Origin of the sequence: Enterococcus quebecensis, assembly GCF_001730365.1 — a bacterium.
GTDB classification, from domain to species: domain Bacteria; phylum Bacillota; class Bacilli; order Lactobacillales; family Enterococcaceae; genus Enterococcus_L; species Enterococcus_L quebecensis.
The window spans coordinates 87,852-112,878 of record NZ_MIKB01000012.1 but is presented as its reverse complement, the minus strand read 5'-3'; the positions used below and the strand labels follow the sequence as shown (position 1 = coordinate 112,878).

At 34.6% G+C, this 25,027-nt stretch carries 25 protein-coding genes; 3 read left to right on the top strand and 22 right to left on the bottom strand.

Annotated features, from left to right (window positions below; all coding sequences use genetic code 11):
• Positions 1-549: 549 nt before the first annotated feature.
• On the top strand, positions 550-786 hold the full coding sequence (locus BCR23_RS04930; RefSeq protein ID WP_069634372.1) for a helix-turn-helix domain-containing protein: 237 nt from the start codon (positions 550-552) through the stop codon (positions 784-786).
• A 144-nt stretch (positions 787-930) separates the two neighbouring features.
• Positions 931-1,521 carry a hypothetical protein gene (locus BCR23_RS04925; protein ID WP_069634371.1) on the top strand — a complete coding sequence of 197 codons (591 nt, stop codon included), beginning with the start codon at positions 931-933 and terminating at the stop codon, positions 1,519-1,521.
• 55 nt (positions 1,522-1,576) lie between these two features.
• Here the strand turns inward: BCR23_RS04925 and BCR23_RS04920 are convergent, their stop codons facing one another.
• From BCR23_RS04920 to BCR23_RS04865, 13 genes are all read right to left on the bottom strand, one after another.
• The gene (locus BCR23_RS04920) at positions 1,577-2,794 is read right to left on the bottom strand and encodes a hypothetical protein (RefSeq protein ID WP_069634370.1); all 1,218 of its coding nucleotides are present in this window, start codon (positions 2,792-2,794) and stop codon (positions 1,577-1,579) included.
• 221 nt (positions 2,795-3,015) lie between these two features.
• On the bottom strand, positions 3,016-5,025 hold the full coding sequence (gene metG / locus BCR23_RS04915; protein ID WP_069634369.1) for a methionine--tRNA ligase: 2,010 nt from the start codon (positions 5,023-5,025) through the stop codon (positions 3,016-3,018).
• Between the two features lie 161 nt (positions 5,026-5,186).
• Positions 5,187-6,365 carry an NAD(P)-dependent malic enzyme gene (locus BCR23_RS04910; RefSeq protein WP_069634368.1) on the bottom strand — a complete coding sequence of 393 codons (1,179 nt, stop codon included), beginning with the start codon at positions 6,363-6,365 and terminating at the stop codon, positions 5,187-5,189.
• 28 nt (positions 6,366-6,393) lie between these two features.
• The gene (gene fumC / locus BCR23_RS04905; RefSeq protein WP_069634367.1) at positions 6,394-7,758 is read right to left on the bottom strand and encodes a class II fumarate hydratase; all 1,365 of its coding nucleotides are present in this window, start codon (positions 7,756-7,758) and stop codon (positions 6,394-6,396) included.
• 283 nt (positions 7,759-8,041) lie between these two features.
• Complete coding sequence (locus BCR23_RS04900) at positions 8,042-9,430, bottom strand: amino acid permease (RefSeq protein ID WP_069634366.1); 1,389 nt, start codon at positions 9,428-9,430, stop codon at positions 8,042-8,044.
• Positions 9,431-9,516: 86 nt separating this feature from the next.
• Positions 9,517-10,380, bottom strand: coding sequence for a GRP family sugar transporter (locus BCR23_RS04895; RefSeq protein WP_069634365.1), 864 nt, complete (start codon positions 10,378-10,380; stop codon positions 9,517-9,519).
• Positions 10,381-10,655: 275 nt separating this feature from the next.
• Positions 10,656-10,799, bottom strand: a complete 144-nt coding sequence (locus tag BCR23_RS14705) for a hypothetical protein (protein ID WP_167352150.1) — start codon at positions 10,797-10,799, stop codon at positions 10,656-10,658.
• Between the two features lie 204 nt (positions 10,800-11,003).
• Positions 11,004-12,029, bottom strand: a complete 1,026-nt coding sequence (gene sapS, locus BCR23_RS04890; protein ID WP_069634364.1) for a two-component system sensor histidine kinase SapS — start codon at positions 12,027-12,029, stop codon at positions 11,004-11,006.
• Between the two features lie 13 nt (positions 12,030-12,042).
• Complete coding sequence (sapR, locus tag BCR23_RS04885; RefSeq protein ID WP_069634363.1) at positions 12,043-12,717, bottom strand: two-component system response regulator SapR; 675 nt, start codon at positions 12,715-12,717, stop codon at positions 12,043-12,045.
• Between the two features lie 140 nt (positions 12,718-12,857).
• Entirely contained in the window at positions 12,858-13,067 is a 210-nt protein-coding gene (locus tag BCR23_RS04880) for a hypothetical protein (RefSeq protein ID WP_069634362.1), read from the bottom strand.
• Positions 13,068-13,994: 927 nt separating this feature from the next.
• On the bottom strand, positions 13,995-14,483 hold the full coding sequence (locus BCR23_RS04875) for a MepB family protein (RefSeq protein WP_069634361.1): 489 nt from the start codon (positions 14,481-14,483) through the stop codon (positions 13,995-13,997).
• Positions 14,484-14,761: 278 nt separating this feature from the next.
• Positions 14,762-15,118, bottom strand: a complete 357-nt coding sequence (locus BCR23_RS04870; protein ID WP_069634360.1) for a DUF7006 family protein — start codon at positions 15,116-15,118, stop codon at positions 14,762-14,764.
• A 213-nt stretch (positions 15,119-15,331) separates the two neighbouring features.
• Positions 15,332-16,144, bottom strand: coding sequence for a LysR family transcriptional regulator (locus BCR23_RS04865; RefSeq protein WP_069634359.1), 813 nt, complete (start codon positions 16,142-16,144; stop codon positions 15,332-15,334).
• Positions 16,145-16,250: 106 nt separating this feature from the next.
• Here BCR23_RS04865 and BCR23_RS04860 point away from each other — a divergent pair, with 106 nt between their 5' ends.
• Complete coding sequence (locus BCR23_RS04860) at positions 16,251-17,297, top strand: YeiH family protein (protein WP_141706697.1); 1,047 nt, start codon at positions 16,251-16,253, stop codon at positions 17,295-17,297.
• A gap of 48 nt (positions 17,298-17,345) precedes the next feature.
• On the opposite strand, the gene psiE is transcribed toward BCR23_RS04860, so the two are convergent.
• From psiE to opp1D, 9 genes are all read right to left on the bottom strand, one after another.
• Positions 17,346-17,795 (bottom strand): phosphate-starvation-inducible protein PsiE, encoded by a 450-nt coding sequence (psiE, locus tag BCR23_RS04855; RefSeq protein WP_069634358.1) that lies wholly within the window; start codon positions 17,793-17,795, stop codon positions 17,346-17,348.
• 162 nt (positions 17,796-17,957) lie between these two features.
• Entirely contained in the window at positions 17,958-18,317 is a 360-nt protein-coding gene (rplT, locus tag BCR23_RS04850; protein WP_010763962.1) for a 50S ribosomal protein L20, read from the bottom strand.
• A 78-nt stretch (positions 18,318-18,395) separates the two neighbouring features.
• Positions 18,396-18,596 (bottom strand): 50S ribosomal protein L35, encoded by a 201-nt coding sequence (rpmI, locus tag BCR23_RS04845; protein ID WP_010771140.1) that lies wholly within the window; start codon positions 18,594-18,596, stop codon positions 18,396-18,398.
• 111 nt (positions 18,597-18,707) lie between these two features.
• Entirely contained in the window at positions 18,708-19,229 is a 522-nt protein-coding gene (infC, locus tag BCR23_RS04840) for a translation initiation factor IF-3 (RefSeq protein WP_010762696.1), read from the bottom strand.
• Between the two features lie 307 nt (positions 19,230-19,536).
• Positions 19,537-20,337 carry a Cof-type HAD-IIB family hydrolase gene (locus tag BCR23_RS04835; RefSeq protein WP_069634357.1) on the bottom strand — a complete coding sequence of 267 codons (801 nt, stop codon included), beginning with the start codon at positions 20,335-20,337 and terminating at the stop codon, positions 19,537-19,539.
• Positions 20,338-20,351: 14 nt separating this feature from the next.
• Positions 20,352-21,137: a Cof-type HAD-IIB family hydrolase gene (locus tag BCR23_RS04830; RefSeq protein ID WP_069634356.1), complete on the bottom strand. Its 786-nt coding sequence runs from the start codon at positions 21,135-21,137 to the stop codon at positions 20,352-20,354.
• Between the two features lie 263 nt (positions 21,138-21,400).
• Entirely contained in the window at positions 21,401-22,522 is a 1,122-nt protein-coding gene (locus tag BCR23_RS04825) for an RNA-guided endonuclease TnpB family protein (RefSeq protein ID WP_069634355.1), read from the bottom strand.
• 484 nt (positions 22,523-23,006) lie between these two features.
• Positions 23,007-23,966, bottom strand: a complete 960-nt coding sequence (locus tag BCR23_RS04820) for an ABC transporter ATP-binding protein (protein ID WP_069634354.1) — start codon at positions 23,964-23,966, stop codon at positions 23,007-23,009.
• Positions 23,966-25,027, bottom strand: a complete 1,062-nt coding sequence (gene opp1D / locus BCR23_RS04815; protein ID WP_141706696.1) for an oligopeptide ABC transporter ATP-binding protein Opp1D — start codon at positions 25,025-25,027, stop codon at positions 23,966-23,968. The genes BCR23_RS04820 and opp1D overlap by 1 nt, the downstream gene beginning before the upstream one ends.

Here is a 25,027-nt window from a genome sequence, read left to right as displayed (position 1 = left end):
AAATCTGAATCTTGTAATCTTAATAAGTAAAAACTGACCGTAACATATCATTTAGAGATAAGTTACGGTCAGCTTTTATTTTAATAACAAGCTAATTACAAAGTGCAAATACTTTTAATCATAAATACCTGTTACTTAAGTTTAACTTTTTCTTTCTCACCCAACTTCTCAACTTTCTTTTCTAAAGTATCTATACTCATAACAAAGTTTGCATAGAATATATTAAATGCTCTGGCTTGTGCATGAAATTCCCTCATAATTTTTTTCTTATTTAAGGAATAGCCTGGTTATCAAAAAAGTCCTTCATCAAACACAATGATTCCTTCCACGAAGCCAATTGTTCCAAATAGTCCTTCACATCGTAAATATCATGATAAGTAACCTCCTTAATTGGTTGAGAATTTTTCAACAAAACATTATCACTAATTTTTATCTTTTAATTTTCAATTAAATATACCTCCCTTTTTTTAAAGATTATGTCTATGCGTTTTTTGCATGAAATGATATATGCGAAAAATGCATAATATAAAATTACCATGAGGTGATTTTATGTATTACAGAATTCGTGACCTACGCGAAGATTCAGATTTAACTCAAAAGCAGTCAGCCAAACTTTTAAATGTTAGTCAAACTACTTACTCCCGATATGAATCTGGTTTTTTAGATATCCCTAGTCAATCTCTTATCACACTTGCTAAATATTATTCGACCAGCGTTGACTACCTATTGAACTTAACAAATCATAAAGAACCCTATCCAAAAATTTCATCACATAAAAATAAATAATAACAGTAAAATAAAATACATTATACTTAATCAATTCTTAAAAAAATCAGGCTAAAAAACCGACTTTAGCCCGATGTTTTTTTCTCTATCTAGCAGTAAACTTAACTTCAATCTGGTTTTCAATAGGATAGGAGTGAGTGCTATTTGAAAAATTTCTTTGAAGAATCTGACTTTTTAAAGACAACGCTCCAAAAGAATGTAAGGATTCAAAGAAAACCGCAAGTCAATACGATTTGGCATTGGGTTTTACTCATTCTCTTTGGTTTGTTGGCTTACGGAACTATGACTCAGCAATTTCTTCTGATTGCTCTTTTTGTAGCTATTGCGGCAATTGTAAAAGGCCCGATGATGCTTTTATGGGGAGCTATTTATTCGGCGCTAATCGCCTTTTTCCCACCCATTGGGATTGTATTGTCTATTGCATTTTTCTTGATCAACCTTGGAACAGTGGTAAAGAGTTGGCGTATTTCATTAACCAGTGCCTATTTTTATTTGGTTCCTTTACTTGGTGGTATCTTTCGAGCTGTTATTAAAAATGAACCTAATTATGCTGTTTTAATTTTTGTCGCATTTAGTATATTAGGATTGCATTTTTTACTTAATTGGTTATATAAAAACAACAGTTTGAGTCGAACATTGGCTTGGTCGATCGTTAGCGTGCCTTATGCTATACTGATCATGCTTTTACCCACTCGTTTCCGTAGATTTAAATCAAATAAAAAATTAAAGTTTTAGTATTTTGATAAAAAAAGACAGCAACCTTTATTGTAGGTTGCTGTCTTTTTTAGGTTTAAACTGTTCCAGCTTTTAAAGCTTTATCTATTGCTTCGTTTAATTTATTCATTTGTTCTTCATTAAAGATATTTTTTACTTTTTCGCGAATTACATTTGCAGAATCATCTGTCACCATTTCAGGATTTTCTTCGATTTTTTTGATTAGTTCATTTACTTGCTCATCCATCATTTTTTGAAGTTCTGGATCGTCTTTTAAAGCACTATAATCAATTGAGTCATCTTCTAACTCTTTTTCCTCTGAGTTAGTTCCAGCAATGTTAGCAAAAATTTCATTTAATTCAGCTTCACTGATTACTTCTTTTTTACTTGGTATTTTAATTTTTTTATCGTTCTTTTGTGGTTTAATTGAAATAGTCATGACCATTCCCAGATTTGCTTTCTTATTATCCACAGCTTCTATAGAGATTTCAAAATCTGTTGCTTTCGTTTTTTTGTTGACGCTCACTTTGATGTCCATTTTTTTTATATCTTTTTTGACTGTTTTGATTACATCGTTCAGTTCTTTTTCATTCCCTGATTTCTTGTAATCTTTATCTTCTTTAGACACTTCATCGATTTTTTCCATCATTTTAATAATTTCAGCTTTTGTAAAGGTGTGGGTAACGATATCTTTTTCATTTTTAAATGACTTTTTGTCGAAGCTTTCGATTAGTTTTTTCATTTCTTTAGCCATTTTGGCATCTTCAGGATTTACAAATAGTTTATTCTTCAAGGGATTTTTCTTCTTGTCTAATTTGGCGGATGGCAAGGTATCCACAACATCAATATATTTTCCTTCTAACTTGTTTAAATCATCTTTACTTAATTCGCCTGGATAACCAAAAGATTTCACTAAATCAAGCACTCCTGAAACAAAACTAGTAGACGTATAGTACTTGTCTTTCTTACCGACAAATTGGAAGGGTAATTTTTTACCAAATACATTGGCTGTGATTTCCATTTCCATACTCTCTTCTTTTTTATCAACAGTATAGCTTCCATTGATGCCCATATCTTTTAATTGGTTGGCAAACATTTTTACATAAGCCCCACGCTCATCACCATCATATGTGAAATCATTGATTTTCATTTCAAAACTTGCGGCATTGTACTGCTCACTTTTTGAATTCAAGACTTCTTTTGTGAAGTCTTTTCGTGGATCAGCTCCACAAGCTGCTAAAAGAAGTACAGCAACTCCTACAACCATTCCCAACAGATACTTTTTCATTTTCATTCTACTATTCTCCTTATTCATTAGTTAAGTTTTTTAGAACTCTAAATAATCATACCGTAAAATTTAGTTTATGCCTACTCTTGTTTGAACTATTTTTTATTTATTCCATTTATACAGAATTAGTACTTAAAAATTGTTAAAAAAAAAACGATCACAACATCCAATTATCTTTCATAGATAATTGGACTTCTTGTGAATCGTTTTTTATACTATTAAATCAATTACGCAATGCTTGCTCCATTTGGCATTTCTTTTGGTGCCTCGATAAGTTGCAACTTACCTTCTGGAGATTCAGCTGAAAGGATCATTCCTTGACTAATCTCTCCACGCATTTTTCTTGGTGTTAAGTTTGCTACGATCACAACTTTTTTCCCAATCAAAGCGCTTGGATCTGGATAAAATTCAGCAATCCCTGAAAGAATTTGACGATCTTGTTCGTCTCCTGCATCCAGACGGAATTGTAATAGTTTATCGGCACCTTTGACTTTTTTACAATCCACGACCTCAGCTACTTTTAATTCTACTTTATCAAAATCATCGTATTTGATTTGTTTATCTTTCGTTGAAACAAGTTCTGTTTCTTCTGGGTTCCATTTGATTTCTTCCGTTGTTGTTTGTTCTTTTTGGGACATTTTCTTTTGAATATAAATCACTTCTGTTTCGATTTCTAATCGTGGGAAAATAGGTGTTCCTTTTGCAACAACTTTGATTCCAGTTGGAAACTCACCAAAATGGATTTTTTCCATATTCATTGTTTCAGGATCTAAGCCTAATTGTTCAAAGATTTTTTTCGGCGTCTCAGTCATTACTGGTTGCATAAGAATTGCTACAATACGCAGACTTTCTGCTAAATGAACCATTACGCTATCTAATTCATTTTTCTTTTCTTCATCTTTAGCTAAGACCCATGGTTGTGTTTCATCAATATATTTATTTGCACGAGAAATCAAGGTCCAAACCTCGGCGATGGCCGTGTTGAATTCCATTTTTTCCATTGCTTCATGGTATTTTCCAATTACATTTGCAGCAGTTGTTGATAGTTCACTGTCAAATGGTGTTACTTTTGACGCATATGTTGGTACAAATCCATCACAATATTTGTTGATCATGGCGATCGTACGATTTAGAAGGTTGCCTAAGTCATTAGCTAAATCATAATTTAACCGCGAAACAAAGTCTTCTGGTGTAAAGACGCCGTCACTGCCAAATGGAATTGCACGTAATAAGTAATAACGTAAGGCATCTAATCCATAACGTTCTACCAACATTTCTGGATAAACCACATTGCCTTTAGATTTTGACATTTTTCCATCTTTCATCAATAACCAGCCATGACCGAAAATCTTCTTAGGTAACGGTAAATCTAATGCCATCAACATAATTGGCCAATAAATCGTATGGAAACGTACGATTTCTTTTCCGACCATATGAACATCTGCCGGCCAATATTTTTTAAATAAGCTGTCATCTTCTGAACCGTAGCCTAAAGCTGTGATATAGTTTGATAACGCATCGATCCATACATAAACCACATGTTTTGGATCATTAGACAGCGGAACTCCCCATGAAAATGTTGTACGTGACACAGCTAAATCTTCTAGACCAGGTTTAATGAAGTTGTTGATCATTTCATTTTTGCGTGATTCAGGTTGAATAAATTCTGGATGTTCATTGTAATACTCCAACAAACGATCTGCATATTTACTCATACGGAAGAAATAAGATTCTTCTTTCACCAATTCAACTTCGTGGCCGCTTGGTGCTTTCCCGCCAATTACTTTGCCTTCATCATCACGATAAACTTCAGCTAATTGAGTTTCAGTAAAGTATTCTTCATCTGAAACAGAGTACCAACCTTCGTATTCACCAAGGTAAATGTCTCCTTGTTCCAATAATTGATCAAAGATTTGTTGTACTGCTTTTTTATGATAATCATCTGTTGTACGGATGAATTTATCATAGCTAATATCAAGTGTTTTCCATAGTTTTTGAACATCTGCCGCCATTTTATCGACATATTCTTTAGGAGTTACGCCTAATTCTGATGCTTTATTTTCGATTTTTTGTCCATGTTCATCCACACCCGTTAAGTAAAATACGTCAAAGCCCATCAAACGTTTATAACGGGCCATCGCATCACAGGCAATTGTTGTATAGGAATTGCCGATATGTAGTTGTCCGCTTGGATAATAAATAGGGGTGGTGATATAAAATGTTTCTTTTTCTGACATACAGAAACATCCTCCTTTAGCATTCTCTTGAATTTACTCCTAAATAGTATACCATACTTGGCTTTATTGAACTAGAAATCCTTGTATTTTCTCTATATAAAAAAGCTTCTGTTAGTTTGATTTTTGCTAAAACTAACAGAAGCTCTGATTAAATTTTTTATTTAGTCCCTAATAACGCCATCTTGAACAGCCGTTTCTGCAACTTCCCGAATAATAAGCTCAACTAACTCTTGATTAAAAGCAGAGGGAATAATATATTCACTTGTCAACTCAGATTCTGGAATGATTTCCGCAATGGCTTTGGCCGCTGCAAGTTTCATGTTTTCTGTGATTTTCGTTGCTCCAGCTACAAAAGCTCCTTTAAACAATCCGGGGAAAGCCAACACGTTATTGATTTGGTTTGGATGATCAGACCGCCCTGTTCCAACTACAGCTGCCCCTGCATCAATTGCATCTTGATAATCGATTTCTGATTCAGGATTAGCCATTGGAAACACAATAGCTCCTGAATTCATAGAGGCCACCATTTCCTTTGAAACTAATTTTGGGGCAGAAACGCCAATAAAAACATCCGCACCGACCATTGCTTCGCCTAACGTTCCTTGAAAATCATTTGCATTTGTAATCTCAGCAATCTCTTTTTCTAAAAAGTTCATAGGTCTTTCCATCTTTTTACTTAAGGCTCCATCAATGTTGAAGGCAATGATATTCTTCACGCCAAAATGATTCAGCATTTTGATAATCGCACTGCCAGCAGCTCCAGTTCCAGAAACCACGACTTTGATTTCATCGACTTTTTTATCTACAATTTTCAAAGCATTGATTAGAGCTGCAATCGTAACAATCGCTGTTCCGTGCTGATCATCATGGAAAACAGGAATATCTAATTCTTCAATCAATGCACGTTCAATTTCTACACAGCGAGGTGCAGAAATATCTTCTAAATTGATTCCGCCAAATGTCGGTGCCATTGCTTTGATAATACTGATGATTTCTTTTGGATCTTTTGTATCTAGACAAATCGGGATCGCATCAATATCAGCAAATTCTTTAAATAATAATGCTTTACCTTCCATTACAGGCAATGCCGCTTTAGGTCCAATATCACCTAAACCAAGGACAGCCGTTCCATCGGTCACTACTGCTACCGTATTTCCTTTCCATGTATAATCATATATTTTGTTTGGATCTTCATGAATTTTTCTACACGGTTCAGCTACACCTGGTGTATATGCTAAAGATAAATCCTCTTTTGTGTTCACTTCGACTTTTGAGTGAATATCAATTTTCCCACGCCACTTGGCATGTGCTTTTAAGGCTTCTTCATAAATATCTGTCATGGTCTCTTCCTTTCAAAAATGGTTTCGTTTATTTTCCCAACATCTGCTCTGGTTTGACCCATCTGTCATAGTCTACTTCTGTAACCAAGCCAGTAGCTAATGCCGCTTGTTTTAACGTAAGATTTTCTTCAAATGCTTTTTTTGCGATTTTTGCGCCATTATCATATCCGATGTGAGGATTCAATGCTGTAACAAGCATCAAAGATTGCTCCACATATTGACTCATTTTTTCTTGATCTGCCTTGATTCCAGTCAAACAATTCTGATCAAAAGAACGTAACCCATCTGCCAATAATTCAATACTTTGGATCAAGTTATATGCCAAAACCGGCATATAAACATTTAATTCAAAGTTTCCTTGTGAGGCGCCAATTCCGATTGTTGTATCATTTCCCATCACTTGAATAGCAATCATCGTTAATGCTTCGCATTGTGTTGGATTGATTTTCCCTGGCATGATTGAGCTGCCTGGTTCATTGGCAGGAATCGTAATTTCACCTAAACCGCTACGTGGACCACTAGCCATCCAACGAATATCATTGGCCATTTTCATTACATTAGCCGCAAGTGCTTTTAAAGCACCAGAAGTAAAAACAATCCCATCTTTACTTGCCAGTCCATGAAATTTATTTGGATCTTCTGAAAATTGAATAGTTGTCTCTTCATTCAAGCTTTTAAGGAATGCCTCAATATATTCTTTTGATGCGTTCAAACCCGTCCCTACTGCCGTTCCACCGATCGCTAGTTGTTTCAACTCAGTCAGCGATAATTCAAGCATACGATACGTATGTTCTATTCCAGAACGCCATCCGCTGATTTCCTGAGCAAAGGTAACTGGTGTGGCATCTTGTAAATGTGTTCTGCCGATTTTTATGATTTTTTCATTTTCTGATTCAAGTGTTTCTAGTGTTTGAATCACTTGTTTCATTACTGGAAATAGCTGCTCCTCAATCAACATCACAGCTGCAACATGTATTCCTGTTGGAAAAACATCGTTTGAACTTTGAGACATATTGACATGATCGTTTGGATGAACAAACGTCTCATTTTTTGCAGCCAGATGAGCGATAACCTCGTTGACGTTCATATTTGTTTGAGTTCCACTACCTGTTTGCCATAAAGATAAAGGGAAATCTTCATTTACCTCGCCCTTAATAACTTTATTTGCTGCTTGTTGAATAGCTTGACTGATCGTTGGTTCTAGTTTGCCTGTTCTTTCATTTGCTTTTGCAGCAGACTTTTTTACTAATGCTAAAGCGTGGATAAGAGCTAGCGGCATTTTTTCCGTGCCTATATTGAAATTTTGCCTACTCCGCTCCGTTTGCGCCCCCCAAAGAGCCGTTTCGGGTACTTGAATTTCTCCCATAGAATCTTTTTCGATTCGATATGACATTCTTTCGATCCACTCCTTTTCTTGACTATTTACTCTTACTATAACTATACTGCAAATAGGGCTTTTTTCATAATGAAAATTTAGCTCCTTTTGTTTAAATAAAAAAAGGCGGAACAAAACTAAAAGTCAGTTTTGTTCCGCTCTCTAAATCCAATTTAACGGTGAGACGAAAGTAACGCCTTAAGAAATAAGCTAAAATTCACAAAAATTTGAAAAACAATTTCCGTCAATCCCTTCTTAATTTCTCAGATCTAAACTCTTTCGTCCCCCTCCTCTATTTGGCTTATTTTTTAATTTGGGCTTCACTACTGTGCTTATATCCATAAGCAAAATAGATAACAAATCCTAAAACTAGTGCCACAACAAAAGCTTTCCACGTAGCCGCCTGTAATTGTAACATCAATCCAATACTAACAATCACTAGAAGTATGGGAACAAACGGAACAAATGGAATCTTAAATTCACCTGGTTTTGGATCACCGGCAATTTTTCTTAATCGAATAATACCAATCGCCATCACGATCAAATACATCAATGTAACAATGTTCGTCAACTCAGCCAAAAGCTCCATCGGTACTAAGCCTGCAAAAATCATTGAACACAGACCCGCTACATATGTTGCATTTCTAGGCGTCCGATGTTTTTCATCGATTTTGCTCATAAACTTAGGCAACAAACCATCTTTACTAATTGCATAAATAATCCGAGCAAGGCTATACATCATAGAAATTGTCACTGTTAAAAGAGTCAAAATCGCACCAACTGATATCACAGCAGCCACTCCATCACGTTGTACAAAACGCATCGCAAATGCCACTGGGTCTTTTACTCCAAGTGCGTCAAATGGAACAATTCCTGTTAAAATCAATGTCACAATCACATATAAAACAGTGGTTATGATGATTGAACCAATGATCCCTCTAGGAATATCTTTTTGCGGATTTTTAACTTCTTCTGCCGTCATACTAACTGCATCAAATCCTAAAAAGGCAAAGAAAACAACTGCAGCACCACTAACTACTCCTGAAAAGCCAAATGGCATAAATGGCTGCCAATTATCAGGTTTTACATAAAAAATCCCTACTAATAAAAAGAGTCCAATAATTCCGAATTTAACAAAAACCATTACATTATTCAAACGTAACGCAGTCTTCGCTTCCAACGAAACCCAAAACGTAACAGCTAAAAGAACCAATACCGCAATCAAATCAACGTAAGTACCATTAGCTGGATTATAGGCGCCGCTCAATGCTTTAGGTAAATCAACGCCTAGACTGTTTAAAAAACCATGAACATAACCAGACCAACCAGAAGCAACGGAAGATACTGCTAGAAAAAATTCACATATCACTAGCCAGCCAGTCATCCAAGCAACGATTTCGCCAAATACAACATACATATACGCATACGGTCCGCCAATTGCAGGAATCCTTGAGGCAAACTCGGCATAACACAAACCTGCTAAAATAATTGCACCTGCTGCTACTAAAAAGGAAAGTGATAATGCAGGCCCTGCATATTGTTCAGCCGCAACACCAGTCACCACAAAAATCCCTGTTCCAACAATTGCACCGATCCCTAACATAATCAAATCCATTGTTTTTAAATCTTTTTTCATTGAACTCGGCTCAGCTGATACGTCCGTTAGTCCCTTTTTTCTAAACATCGACATTTCTTTTCCTCCAATAAAATCAATACATTGTCTTATACAAATAATTGCAATAATTTTTTTCGTAAAAATAAGCGTAAATCATACATTTACGCTTTCATGTACCCTAAAAGAATACCACCAAAAATGACGAATAGGCAACCAATAATGACATATCTCATTTCTTTTTTGGTCTTTCTCTCACCTAAAATGTAAATTCCACCTAAAGTCGAAATAATAATCCCCATTTGAGACAAGGAGAAACTGATGGCTAAACCAAGTTGGCGCATCGTCAATAGCATACATATATTTCCTAAACCCCATAAAAGTCCACAACTCATATTCATCCAAACATAGCGATCCACTTTTACCTTTTTATAAGCAAAGAAGCTAGCACCAATCACCATCCCAATACTTTGAGGTAAAATAATCCCCATAGGATCAAGTTCGGCAGCTTTAATAATGATCGTATATGCACCATAACCAACAGTTGATACAAGTAACGCCCGCAACCCTTTATTAAAATCCAACATTGAATTGGTGGTTTTTACACCACTGTCATCATCTTGCCGAGCAGTCATATACGCACCGAAAACCAAAAGTCCTAACGCAATAAATCCTAAAAGATAATCTCTACTGCCGTTCCACTCATGAAAAAATACGGCCCCAGCAATCGTATTAATAATCAGCTGCATCCCAGTTGAAACAGGCAAACCAACGGAAACTCCCAGATACTTCATTCCGTGAAACTGCTGATTTTGCCCCACACTCCAGAATAAACCAGATAACGCTCCGATCACAATCATTTGAATACTGATTGCCGGTTGAACGATAAAAAAGAGAACGATCGAAAAGAATAATGCACCGATGGTCATTCCAAGTGTTTGCTGATTGGCACTTCCACCGATCTTACCACTTACCAATCCAATACTTCCCCAAGCAAACATTGGGATCAAAGCAACTAATATCTCCATACATATGCTCCTATCAAAACTTATTATACAGTAAGTCTAACAATAAAAACGCTCTCTACGCAACCATAGGATAGAAAAAAATTCAATAGAATTTCTCTCATTATATGATTGAATAGCATTTAATTTGGATCGATCGTGCCACTCCTTGCTCCCTCATATCAATAACTAACTGAATTTATTGTGTAGCGTATGACACAGCTTCTAATGTCTTGCTGTACTGTTACCCAAAGGCTTTGAATTGCTCTGTTTGGGCTTTTACTTCACCAATTACCATTTTAACCATCGGCATCTTCCTCGTCTCTGAGGGTGTGTAATTCTGCTTCAAACAAGGTTACTGTTTTTGAAATGGCTAATTTGTCGTTGGCTTGACCAATTTTGGCCACCTGATTTTGGATTTCTACTGCGTTAACATCAATCATCGTATAATACTCCTTTTTATTTTTCCACCCTAATATCAAGTATATCGGATAAAAAAATCCCAAGTAAACAACCCACTATTATTAGAGATTTGGTTCTTAAAAATTAATATACTCAAAGTAAATCAACTACTTTTATCCCCAATCTTTTCTATACACAAAAAAATAGCGCTAAGAAATTAAACAAACATTTCTCAACACTACTATTTATCTTCGTTCATTAAAATAACTTAAAAAAGGAAACAAAAGTTTCACCGTTGTTCCTTCACCTTCCACAGATTCCACTGTCAATTGATGACCTAATTTATCTGCTAAGCTTTTGGCTAAGTACAACCCTAATCCGGTTGAATGTTGCTCACTTGTCCGACCATTTTCCCCAGTAAAACCTTTATCGAAAATGCGCCTTTGATCAGCTTCTGGAATCCCAATCCCTGTATCTTTCAATGATAGCCAAGCGCCTTCTTTTGTCCGAGAAAAAGTAACTGTAATTTCTCCTCCAGAAGGTGTATATTTGATGGCATTACTAACTAATTGCTTAAAAATAAACGCAACCCACTTCGCATCAGTCAAAACCATCTGGTCATTTCCTTCAATCGAGAACCGCAAATTCTTTTGGATGAAATAACTTCCTTGTGTTCGGATTACAGACTGAACAATTTCTTTCAACGAATACTCCTGAATCAAATAATCTCTGGAAAAGCTGTCTAATCTAGCATAATAAAGGACTTGCTCTACATATTCGTCAATTTTATTTAACTCATTTTCAACTAAATAATATTTTTTTTCAGGAATGTCATCTTCTATAGACTGTAAAATCAAATTCACAGCCGCAAGAGGGACTTTGATTTCATGAACCCAAGAATCGATATAATCCTTTTGGTCTTGCTGATTATTGATTGCTTGTTGCATGACTTGCTGATGCTCTACCATTAAACCGTTGATATAATCTTGAACTAGTTTTTCTTCTGACTTTGATGCATCTCCTAAATAATGCTGCAAAGAAGGGGGATGTTCTGAAATATCCAAAGAACGCCACCAACGTTTTTTCAATGAATAATCAATCGTTAAAAATAGCAGTAAAAATAATCCTTGTAATAATACCAAATAACCAATGACTGATGGTTTTACAACCATATCTGGAGACAACCATAAAATAAAGCAAGTTACCCCAATGAAGAATAGCCAGCCAATTAGTAAAAGCCAGTGATCTTTCAAATATTTACAAACGGTCATTTTCTTCTCCTATCTATGGTACGATATATCCTTGTCCAACTTTTGTTTCAATATATCCTTCAATACCTGCTTGTTCGATTTTTTTTCTTAAGCGATTGATATTAACAGTCAATGTATTATCGTCAACAAAACGCTCATCTTCCCACAACGCCCGCAATAACTTCTCTCTCGTTAAAATTTTCCCGTGTTTCTTGATCAAAATATAGAGCAGACGGTATTCATTTTTGCTTAAATCAATCACTTCTCCATCGATCTCCATGCTACCATTGTCAACGTTTAAAGTAATCCCGTTATGAGACATGACTTCGCTGCCAACTTCTGAATAGTTGTAAGAACGACGCAACAATGCATTGATTTTTGCAATCAGCACATCCACCTGAAACGGTTTTGTGACAAAGTCATCAGCCCCCATGTTCATCGCCATAATCATATCCATATTCGTATTTCGGCTAGAAATAAAAATAATCGGAATTTTTGAAACCTCACGGATTTTCTGACACCAGTAATAACCGTCAAAAACAGGAAGATTAATATCTAATAAAATCAATTGAGGTTCTTCACGTTGAAAATCCTCTAATACATTATTAAAATCTGTCGTTCCAAATGTATCAAACTGCCATTTCTGTAATTCTTCGCTGATTAAATCACGAATGGTCGTTTCATCTTCTATAATCATGATCTTTGCCATCATTTACCCTCCAGTTGTTTCTTTCTATTGTACCTTATCAGAAATAACTCGTCATTCATATAGGTCTTTTAGCCGAATTTTCAAAAAAAATAAAGCAAACCTAAAAATCAGTTTTGCTTCATTTTACAGACAAACAGCACTTATTCCAAAACAGCAACGCCACTATCTGAGATCATTTTTCCAATAAACAAAAAGATGCCATTTAAGAGTAAAATCGTCATATTCACACCAAAAATGATCGACAATTTCTCAACACCTTGTATTTTTTCTTTCTGCTTAAGAAGCATAAATAAAATAAAGTTACTGCCGTAAGTGAAAATCGTCAGTATTATAACCATTTCCATTACCATTTATTTTCCCCTCACAAATGTGTTCCAATTTTGTATACACTTACATTTTACGCTATCATGGCTTTTTTTGAAAGGAGAAGAAATGACAGTTCTTCATAAAAAATCCTCCTTGCTCTTAAGCAACTTCTAGTATTTCTCCAAATATCTACACGTTTGTGTATTCGTCTTTTTTTCACTAAACAATTTCAGATAGTTTTTTCAATCTTATTGAAGAGATAATTTTTACTAAAAAAGCAATTATCTAGTTATTCAAGTAATTTTTTTCCAACACTTTATTGACCCTAAAAAGGTTTTCCTATAAAATGAATGGTAGATAGAAACGAATAGGATAAAAAAAAGCACTTCATAATTTAGCTACCAACTAAATCATGAAGCCCTGAACAGTCAGTGAACACCTGACCAATCAAGTTGCTTAAGCCAATATTTATACATTGACATCTTCCATTTTACTCAATTTTCACAAAAATTTCTAGAGGTTTATACTAGTTTTTTTCTGAGCAAAAGATGTTTATGCTTATTTATTGTACTTACAATGGCATTGGACGTGTTTCCAATGCCATTTTTTTATGTATTCGTTTCTATCCAGAGGCGTTGCTTACTTACTTTTTATTCATAACATATAATTTGTCAACCAACCATTGACTATATGAAATGCTGATCCCAACCAGCTTTTTACCCATTCTCCTGGATGTTTTAATCAGTAAGTAAGCAATCCTTTAAAAAAATAATAGTCAACTACTACTCCCAAGTATGCTTAAGAAAACACAATGAGCGAAACAAATACAACATTTTTTCGGTAACTTCCTTTTATATGAATATCATTGTTTGTATTTTCTTTATTGCTGACTATTAAAACTGGAAATAAGATTCGTTTCTTATTTCCAGTTTATTTTTTTCTATTCAAAATAATCGTAAAAATCCGAATACTTAGCTAAAATACAACTTTTTCAATAACTGAAGATCCCAATTATTTGTTAGGTCAATAAAGAATGGACTTTGCCATTTTTGAGTTGTGCTTGCTATTTTGTTTAACCCAGTTACCCAATCGGGATATACTCTAAGAGCCATTTTGCCTTTATTTTTTCCGTAGTTCAAAATATTTTTTTCTGCTAAAAGTTTTTTTGGAAAGATAAACTGACCGATTTTATTTTCATCGAATATTGTAACAATCAACTTGTCGGGAGCAGAATAAAAATCATAGGGCTTATTTTTAAGCTCTGCATCTTTTTCCCAAAAAACAACAAAATAACCCAATTTTTTTGTCGTTTTCTTCCCTCTTCTGCTTCGAAACGATCGATTAGCTAGGGAAAATGTTGTTGCTTCATACTCTTTGTTTTGTTCTTCTAATTTGATATCAGTTAATGGCCAGTCACTAATTTTCTGAATGATACTTGCTAGATAATCCATTGATTTCATAATGACACGCTCCGCTCAAAGGGTATTTTGCTCTTTCATTATTTTTTGTTTGAAACATTACATATAAAGGCTATATTTTATGATAACATACAGGCTTGATCTAAAAATATTACAGAAAAAGAGAGCGATCTGCCCTCTTTCAATCACACTATTTTATTTATGCTATATTATGTTACTTTCTATGAAAAACGCTACGTTCATACTCCAGACAGATTTTACAAAAAAAAGTATTCTTTCACACATGTTCAATGTATGATTATGTAATGATTTATATAGCATCAACTAATTCGTTGTGAAATCGACCAAGTTTCATATTCTGGCATATCAAAAATATATTTTTCTCTATGTGTTTTTTTATATTCATGTTCAATTAGCTGGATCGTATCTGCTACAGTTCCATTTTCCAATGCATAGCCGTTAAAAATATAAAAAATAACCAATGTACATTTTTCATCTATAGCCATCAACCTTGGTAAAATTGATGATAATGAGCTACCATCAATACTTTCCACCAATTGATTAGCTTCCAGTGCAAGATTTTTATAATAATTAATAAAATCTTGTTCAACTTTGATTGCTCGATCGACTGTTGCAACATATTCTTCTAGCTGAATGTTCCATAAAAATGCTTCCATTCTATTTCCTCCTATCTTACAACTCATCACAATACTCTTAATTATCGAAATAACTAAGATAATATATCCGTGCAGATTAAACTTTTATATCAATATTGTTGATAGTGTTCATTAATATCTCTTAATAAGATAGCACAAGACACCTATTTTTTTCCATTAAAACGTCCGCTATATTTCTTCATATTAAAAAATAATAATCTTTTTCTCAATTTTTTATTGGTAATAGTTATTGATATATAAATCGATTTTATCTAATTTAGGAGATTTGACCTGTTGTCGTTTAAGAAAATAAAAATTTCTTTGATAGGCTTGGTCTAAAGGGCGCCATTTTATTTTTTTCGTCAATGCTTTCTTCGAAATAATTGATTGTCCGATACCTTGCTCCAAACATCTTACAATCATTTCATTATTCTTGATGATCATTTTTTGAGGACTTAAATTATGTTCTAAAAAGTAACGTTCTGTATAATGAAAAACCCCTGAATTTTCTTCACGAACCAACCATAAGGTTTGTGAAAAATCACCAGCATGAACTAATTCATCGGATAAAATTTCTTGACGGATAATTGACTCTGTTATTAATGGTTTTTCGATGAATCCAAAATGTGCTTGGTGCTTGTCTATTTTATCCAAAACCTTCTCAGAATTATCCATATCTAAAATAAACGAAACTTCTGGAAACTCTCTGACTAACTGCTTCATCAATTCTGGTAAATAATACACAGCAAATGTATTTGATGCAACGATTTTACACGTTTCCTTGGGAATGTTTTGTATCTTTAATGCTTGTAATGTATCTTCCCAATCATCTGATAAGTTGAGTAAGTGACGGTATAATACATCCGCTTGCTTGGTGGTGATGATTTCTTGACGTCCATTTCGAACAAATAACTTAATGTTAAGCTCTTTTTCTAGCTGTTTTATTTGATTAGAGACTGCTGGTTGAGAAATAAACAACTGTTCAGCAGTTTTTGAAAAATTTTTTGTTTCATAAGCAACACGAAATGTTTGCAGTAATTTAAACATAGAGAACCCTTCCATTCGTTTTAGTTATAGATATTATTTTAACTATTTATTTCTCAAATGCAAATTATTCGGTTATACTTGGATTACAGACAAACAAGGAAAGAAGATGAAAGCTTTAGTGAAAAATAATGATATAACACACTCCTACGTAACAAAAGTAATGGTTATTTTACCTGGATTAATCACAGCGTTTATTGTAGCGGTTATTAGCAAAATCGCAGCAATTTGGCTTCCCACTTTAGGTGCTGCAACGATTGCAATTTTGCTTGGTATTGTATTAGGCAATACTTTTTTAAAAAATCCAGTTTTGCAAAAAGGAACAAAAGTAGCAGAAAGTTTATTATTAGAATTTTCGGTGGTACTACTGGGTGCAACAGTTACCTTTCAAACAATTGCTCAAATTGGACTCAAAGGCGGTATTTTTGTTATTTTACAAATGGGTTTGACAATCGTGGCTACTTATATGCTTGGGAAAAAAATGCTTTTTTCAGATAACATGTCCCTATTGATGGCTGGAGGAAATGCGGTTTGCGGTTCATCTGCTGTTGCATCGATTGCTCCTTCCATCCACGCAAAGGAAGAAGAAAAAGGTCAGATCATTACATTAGTTAATTTGCTCGGAACTATCTTAATGTTACTTTTGCCAATTATTGCTTCTATTATTTATGGGACTGATATTCTAACAAAAAGTGCCTTGATCGGCGGCACGCTACAATCCGTAGGTCAAGTCGTAGCAAGTGCTAGCATGGTCAACAGTCAAGTCGTAGAACTTTCTATGTTGTTTAAAATCATGCGGATCATGTTGCTCGTAGTTGTCGTTTATCTTTTTGGTAAATTTAAACAGAAAAAATCCGTTTTAACTACTATTGATGAAACACTTCCTCAAAAAAAGAAAGCTGCTTTACCTTGGTATATTGTTGGATTTGTTTTATTCTGTATTTTAAACAGTCTTGTCCATTTACCAGAAGAATTAAGTCAAACAGCTCATTTCTTTAGTGGCTGGTTTGAAATTACTGCTTTAGCCGCAATTGGTCTACGCTTAGATTTCCAAAAATTCTTCAAAGAAGGCAAACGATTTTTGATTTATGGACTGTCCGTTGGCTTCATTCAAGTTATTTTGGCTATTGGACTGATTCGTTTATTAAGTATTTAGTTTGAACCAAAAAAGGTCGCTCTCATTTTTATAGAGTGACCTTTTTCTTTATTTTGTTCCTGTATTTTCATCCTTCTTAGGAGTGAATCCAATATATGATTTATTGCCACTTAAATTAAGTACATATAACACAATGACTAAGGATAAAATCGCTACAGATAATAATAACGTTTGAACAGCTTCACCATGTAAAACCATCAACTGCCTTAAGATAGCTGTTATACAAATGAGGATTAGATATCTGATTGGTATGTGGTGTCCTTCTTGAATGTATCGTATTATCATCATGATAAACTCAAACAACATAAAAAATGCCACGACTTCCTGCATTACAAGAGATAAATTTTTGGCTGTCATTGGTTGAATAATAAACATACTGATATCCACCAATTGACGTATCATAAAAATTAAAATAAGTACGGCAAGTAAGCCTAAAACTAAATCTAAAACTAAATTGATATATTTTTGCATCTCACCAAATCTTTGTCCTTCTTTCATTATCTTCCTCCTTCATTTCAAAAGCAACGGTACGCGTTTGTTTAAAAACCATTGCTACTCTTTCATTATAGAATAATATAACATTTTTTTTGCGTGATGTAAAAATCTAAATCTGGAAAAAAAAACCTCTTCTTGAATTGAAAGAAGAGGTCATTGTATTAATTATTTTGCTAAAGCACCTTTAGCTTGGTCAGCTAATGCAGTAAATGCTGCTGCATCGTTAACTGCTAATTCAGCTAACATTTTGCGGTTGATATCAATCTCTGCCAATTTCAAACCGTGCATTAATTTAGAATAGCTCAAGCCATTCATACGAGCTGCTGCGTTGATACGAGCAATCCATAATTTACGGAAATCGCGTTTTTTCTGACGACGATCTCTGTATGCATAACTATATGATTTCATTACTTGTTCTTTTGCTGTTCTAAATAAAGTATGTTTTGATCCGTAATAGCCTTTCGCTAACTTAAGGATCTTTTTACGACGTTTACGGCTTACTACGCCACCTTTAACACGTGCCATGGTTAATTCCTCCTAATATATCTGTTATCTCTGTGAGTTATTTTAATTGCTAGGTTAGTACAAGAATTTTCAGCTTGCTTATTTCATTCTTGCTAATTGTTGACGAATACGTTTGAAATCGCCAGCTGATACCATTCCAGCTTTACGCAATTGACGGCGTTGTTTTTTTGTTTTACCGTGGAAACGGTGACTTGTAAACGCACGGAATCTTTTTAACCCGCCGTTACCAGTACGTTTGAAACGTTTTGCTGATCCGCGGTGTGTTTTTTGTTTTGGCATGACTAATTTTCCTCCTACATTTTCATTTCGTATACAGTTCAACTAAATTAGTTGAAAAAGTTGAACTAGCATCCTCAAAAAAATTCATTAACTAATTATCAGCTAGTTAGCTTAATTTTCATTCTTCGGTGCCAGCGTTAGAAACATGCTGCGTCCGTCCATTTTCGCTTTTTGTTCCACTGTAGCAATATCTGCAGTTTCTTCTGCTAAGCGATCAAGAACTTTCTGACCAATTTCTTTGTGGGTAATGGCACGGCCTTTGAAACGGATAGAAGCTTTCACTTTATCGCCTTTTTCTAAGAATTTACGTGCATTACGAAGTTTTGTATTGAAGTCATTTAAGTCAATTGTCGGACTTAAGCGAACTTCTTTTACGTTGATCACTTTTTGTTTCTTACGAGCTTCGCGTTCTTTCTTTTGCGTTTCGAAACGGAATTTTCCATAATCCATAATTCGCGCAACAGGAGGTTTCGCAGTAGGTGCTACTAGAACTAAGTCCAGATTGGCTGTTTCAGCAATTTGTAATGCTTCTACTTTTGTTTTTACACCTAATTGTTCGCCGTCTTGTCCGATCAAACGTAACTCGCGTGCACGAATGCCGTCGTTCACCATCATATCCTTTGCTATGGTCATTCACCTCCAAGTTTATTACGAGAAAATAATCACCGAAACTTGTTCCTAAACATCCGTTATCGTATAAAAATACAATAAAAAACAGGCTCTGTATACAGACCCCGCGATTTTCGGACTCATATCAATTGATATAAGGAATCCAATATCCAGCCCAGTGACAATGTCAGCTAAGGCGAGAAGCGGGTGCTTCTGCTTTCATTTCTCAACTTTATCAGTATATAATCTTTTTTCTTTTTTGTCAATGCTTTTTTATAATGAAAAAAAGCCCTCTCTTTTGAAAATGGCTTCTTTCTCTAGCATTATTTTTTTAGTTTTCAAGTAATTCTTCGATTTTCACAAGTACCCCATCTTCATCATTGGATAAAATAATTTCTTTAGCCGCAACTTTAACATTTGGCTGTCCATTACTCATCACATAACTGTGACCTGCATGTTTCAGCATTTCAAAATCATTCCCACTATCACCAAAAGCTGCTATTTCATGATTTTGTATTCCCCATAATTCTTGTAGCTTCATCAATCCATGAGCTTTATGAATACCAGGGACGATCAGATCAACATCTCCATGTCCACTTGAAACAGGTACTAATTTGTCGCCTAACACTTCTGCTAACCGTTCTAATACTTCATCTACTTGTTCAACAGGAAAACTCAAAGCAAACTTAAATAAGGTATCGTTTTTTACTTCGCTTAAATTAGAAACTTTTTTTAATCGATGATAATATTTACTGCCATGTTCGATAAACGAGTCTGGTTCATTTTCCCCAACATAAGCACTGTTTTTTCCACAAAGAATCGTATGTCCTTCTTCAAAATCAGCTAAGATAGTTAATACCTCTTGAATGAGGTCAGAAGGGATTTCACCAGAAAAAATTTCTTTTCCTTCACTAATAACATAAGCACCGTTTTCTGCTACAAAAGATAGCTCCTGTTCAATTTCTGGGAAAAAAGTTTTAAGTTGATAATATTGATTCCCACTTGCTACAACAAAACGAACGTCTTGTTGCTTCATCTGCTGATATAACTTAGAAAATTTTTCCCGATTATAGTCTTGGTGACTATTTAAAAATGTACCATCCATATCTACTGCTATCATTTTTACTGCCATTTTATCGCATCCTTTCAATTTATTAATTCAAAATGTCTTAATGCAAAAGTAATCCCGCCGTCCATATGGGACTTCGTAATAAAATCTGCATGGCTCTTCACTTGGTCTGAAGCATTTCCCATAGCAATCGCAGTATCTACAGCCTCAAACATTCCTAAATCATTATTTCCATCACCAAAAGCATAGGTTGGCAGGTGCTCTAAATTTAAATGTTTAATGACTTGTTGAATGCCTGATTTTTTTGATTGCCCCTTTAATACTACAGCCATCGAATAGGGACTATCTCTATAGAAAGCAACTGATCCTGAGAATTGTTCTTGATACAGCTGATCCTTCTCTTTATCTTCTGAGAAAAGGTAAACCATATAAATTTCATTATTTTCATAGAAATCTGAAGAAATTTTTGGTAACGAGGCATTATCTAGTTCATATAACTTTTTCATACTGTTAGTTGTATAACAAGTTGCATAGTCATTTTCAGTATAGCAAGCTAATGAATGACCCAATAACTTAGAAAACGACATTAATTCTCGAATTATTGCAACTGGTATTACATGTTTCGAAACAACTTCCTGTTCAACTACGTTAAATTGGCCATTTAAACTTACATAAGAATCAATTGACGTTCCCAATATAACTTCTTTAATTTCTTTAGGTGAACGTCCCGTTGCAATAATCGGTAAAATATTGTTCTGTTTTAATTCCAAAATTGCTTGATGATTTTCAGGGGAAATTTTTGACTTAACATCTAGCAGGGTTCCATCAAGATCAAAGAATACAAGTGCTTTATAGTTTTTCATCATTTTCCTCTCTTTTTTATACCTTTTCATTGTACTACATTTTTTTGTCACATGCAGAAAAAAACTTCGTTCCATTAGACAAGTAAAATGATACTTGAACAATTAGAACAAAGTTTAACTTTTCATTTTTTATCAACTAATAATTAGTGAACTATTTCTATGATCTAGAAATTTCCTAGAAAAAAACAAATGATCGAATAAACGCTATATCTGTCTTATATGCCCTAGGCTATCCCTGTAGTCCCTACAGTTCTTTAATTTATTTATATGACTACTTCTTTTAATCCTTGAGTTAATACTTGAACACTAGTAGCAGTCTCTGGATCAATCATTGCTCTTTTCTCATTAATATCTTGAAAAAATAGTCGACTGCTCATATCATTATCTGAATGTTCAGAAGATTTCCCGCAGATGGAAACCTTAATCAATCTTTTATTATACCATGACGCTTTGTATTCTAATTTAGACACAAATAATGCCCATGAAACATCTGAAACACCTCGATGTAATTTGTTATTTCTAAAAACATCTGCTTGGTGAATCTCTTCAATACAAATCAAATCATACTTTCTCACAATTTCCGTAGTAACTTTATTAAGAAAATCGATTCGTTGATTCATTAACTTTTCCCGCATTTTTGCTACTTTCAGTTTTTGTTTCTGATAATTTTTTTGCTGAGAAAGTTCTATTCCTTTTGACTTAGCAATTTCTTTACGCCGCATCAACTTTCGTTCTTCTCTGTTAATCCTAGTTTCAAATTCTTTCGTATATTTATCATTATCAATGCGTTTTCCATTTGATAACACAGCAAATTCAGAACTCCCTAAAGTTATCCCGATTGCAGCATATGTTTTCTCAACTGTAGGCACTTCTTCTTCACACAGAATAGAAACAAAGTACTTTTGACTAGGTGTTAAAGAAATTGTTGCCGACTTTATTTTCCCTACCATTTGACGATGCATTTTCATTTTGATCAACGATTTTAGTTTAGGTACTTTTAAATATCTTCCGTCAATAATTTTAATTGTACCATTCTGATTATTCGTTGTATAAGAGCGTACAGCGTTTTTCTTTTGTTTCAACTTAGGAAAACCGACTGATTTTTCTCTATGAAATTTTTTAAATGCTCGATCTAAGTATACCTGTGCGTTAGATAATGCGAGACTGTCGATTTCTTTTAAACAAGGATGCTCTTTTTTATATTGAGCTGGTGTCGGTAGCTTCACTTTTAAATCAGGATTTTCTTTCAACGTCTTGTAAAGCTGGATCCTGTCTTGCAATAAAAGATTATGCACAAGTCGAACACAAGAAAAAGTTTTTTTGATAAATTCTTCCTGTGCTGAAGTAGGGTAAAGTCTGTACTTATACGCTTTTAATACCTTCATTAAATTACCACCCTACCAATAAAAAGCTGAATGAGCTTGATTAGTACTGACTGAAAAATAGAAAATAATGACGATGATGCTCTTTATCAGCTTCATTATTTATCTTTTTTCCGAAGTACTAGCTCATGAAGCTAGATTGAATAAAAAGCTGAATGAGACGCCTAGCTCTTGAGCAAGTTAGGAAATATATTTAAAGATGCTTTTTATCTTTCAATATATTTATCTACTTGCCGATAGAGCTGTCTCATATTGCTAGATTAAATAAAAAGCTGAATGAGCTCGTTTAGTACTGACTGAAAAATAGAAAATAATGACGATGATGCTCTTTATCATCATTTATCTTTTTTCCAAAAGGCTAGCTCGTGAAGCTAATCAAAAATGATTATGTCACAATGCAAACTGATTCATTCATCAATCATTTTAAAAATTCTAGCTAAGAAAAAATCATTCTTTTTTCCTAGCTAGCATTTAATTTGCAAAGCAACTACTCGTGATTCGCTCTGGCTTTTTTCTCTTCAATTTTCTTACGATACACTTCAACTTCATCCTCAGAACAATACACATAATGTTCTGGAGTGATTTCTCTTAGTTTACGTTCTTTATTATCCTCAGGTTGAGGTTTATAAACAATACGTGTACGTGTACGTTCGTAATCTGGGTCAGGCAATGGAATCGCTGATAATAAACTTTCAGTATAAGGATGTACACCAAAGTTATACACATCATCACTTGAACCCATTTCCAACAATCTACCGCTATGCATAACACCGATACGGTCACTAATATGTTTAACCATTGACAAGTCATGGGCAATAAATAGATATGTTAGACCCGCATCTTTTTGTAAATCTTGCAATAAGTTAACCACTTGAGCTTGGATTGACACATCTAACGCTGAAATCGGCTCATCACAAATGATAAAACGCGGATCAACTGCCAAGGCTCTGGCAATCCCGATACGTTGACGTTGACCACCTGAAAACTCATGTGGATAACGCGTTCCATGACTTGGATCAAGACCAACAACTTTTAATAACTCGTTGACTTTTTGCTCACGTTCAGCAGCGTCCTTAGCTAAATGATTGATATCAATTCCTTCAGCAATAATGTCATTTACTTTCATTCTTGGGTTCAACGATGCATAAGGATCTTGGAAAATCATTTGAACTTCACGACGGAATGCCTGCATTCCTGATTTAGAACGAATTTTACTAATATCTTCTCCATCAAAAATGATTTCTCCATCTGTTGGATCATATAAACGGATAACACTACGACCCGTTGTTGATTTACCACTACCAGATTCCCCAACTAATCCGAAGGTTTCACCTTCATAAATATGGAAACTAATATCGTCAACCGCTTTGACTTCATCAGGGCGACCTACGTTAAAATATTGTTTTAGTCCTTTAACATCTAAAAGTACTTTTCTTTTATCACTCATTATTTAACGCCTCCTGTTGTTACTTTATGGCGTTCAGCGTAAATCGCCCAACGTCTTACAATTTCAGCTGGAGGGGTGATTTTTGGTGCTTGCGGTGCTAATAACCACGTTGCAGCTTTATGAGTTGGTGATACTTCAAAATATGGTGGTGCTTCTTCTGCATCTATTTTTAGCGCAAACTCGTTACGAGGATAGAAAGCATCTCCTTTTGGCGGATCTAATAAATCAGGAGGAGAACCAGGAATAGCATATAATTTATCTTCGGTTCCTTCCATTGTCGGCATGGAGCCTAATAACCCCCACGTATATGGATGTTGCGGATTGTAGAAAATTTCTTCCGATGTTCCCACTTCCACTAAACGTCCACCATACATAACCGCTACGCGATCAGCCACATTAGCTACTACACCTAAATCATGTGTGATAAAGATAATCGATGTGCTGATTTTTTGTTGTAAGTCTTTTAGTAATTCTAAAATTTGTGCTTGGATTGTTACATCCAAAGCCGTTGTTGGCTCATCAGCAATCAGAACTTCTGGATAACAAATCAATGCAATCGCAATAACGATACGTTGACGTTGTCCGCCGGAAAATTGGTGAGGGTAATTTTTCAAGCGTTTTTCAGCGTTTGGAATCCCTACTAATTTCAATAGTTCTAAGGCTTGATCTAGCCCTTCTTTTTTAGATACTTTATTGTGTTTAATCAATGATTCAGCAACTTGTTTGCCGATTGGCATAGTTGGATCCAATGACGTCATGGGATCTTGGAAAATCATTGCAATTTCTTTCCCACGAATGGTTTGCATTTGTTTTTCTGTTTTGTGTACGATATCTTCACCTTTAAACAGAATTTCTCCATTATCAATGTTTGCATTACTACTTAATAATCGCATAATGCTTCTAGTTGTTACTGATTTCCCACTACCAGATTCTCCTACGATTGCAAGCGTCTCACCTTTAAATAGGTCAAAGCTAACACCACGAATAGCATTTACTTTTCCAGCAAACGTATCAAAAGAAATCTGTAAGTCTTTTACTTCTAATACTTTTTCCATAGTCAT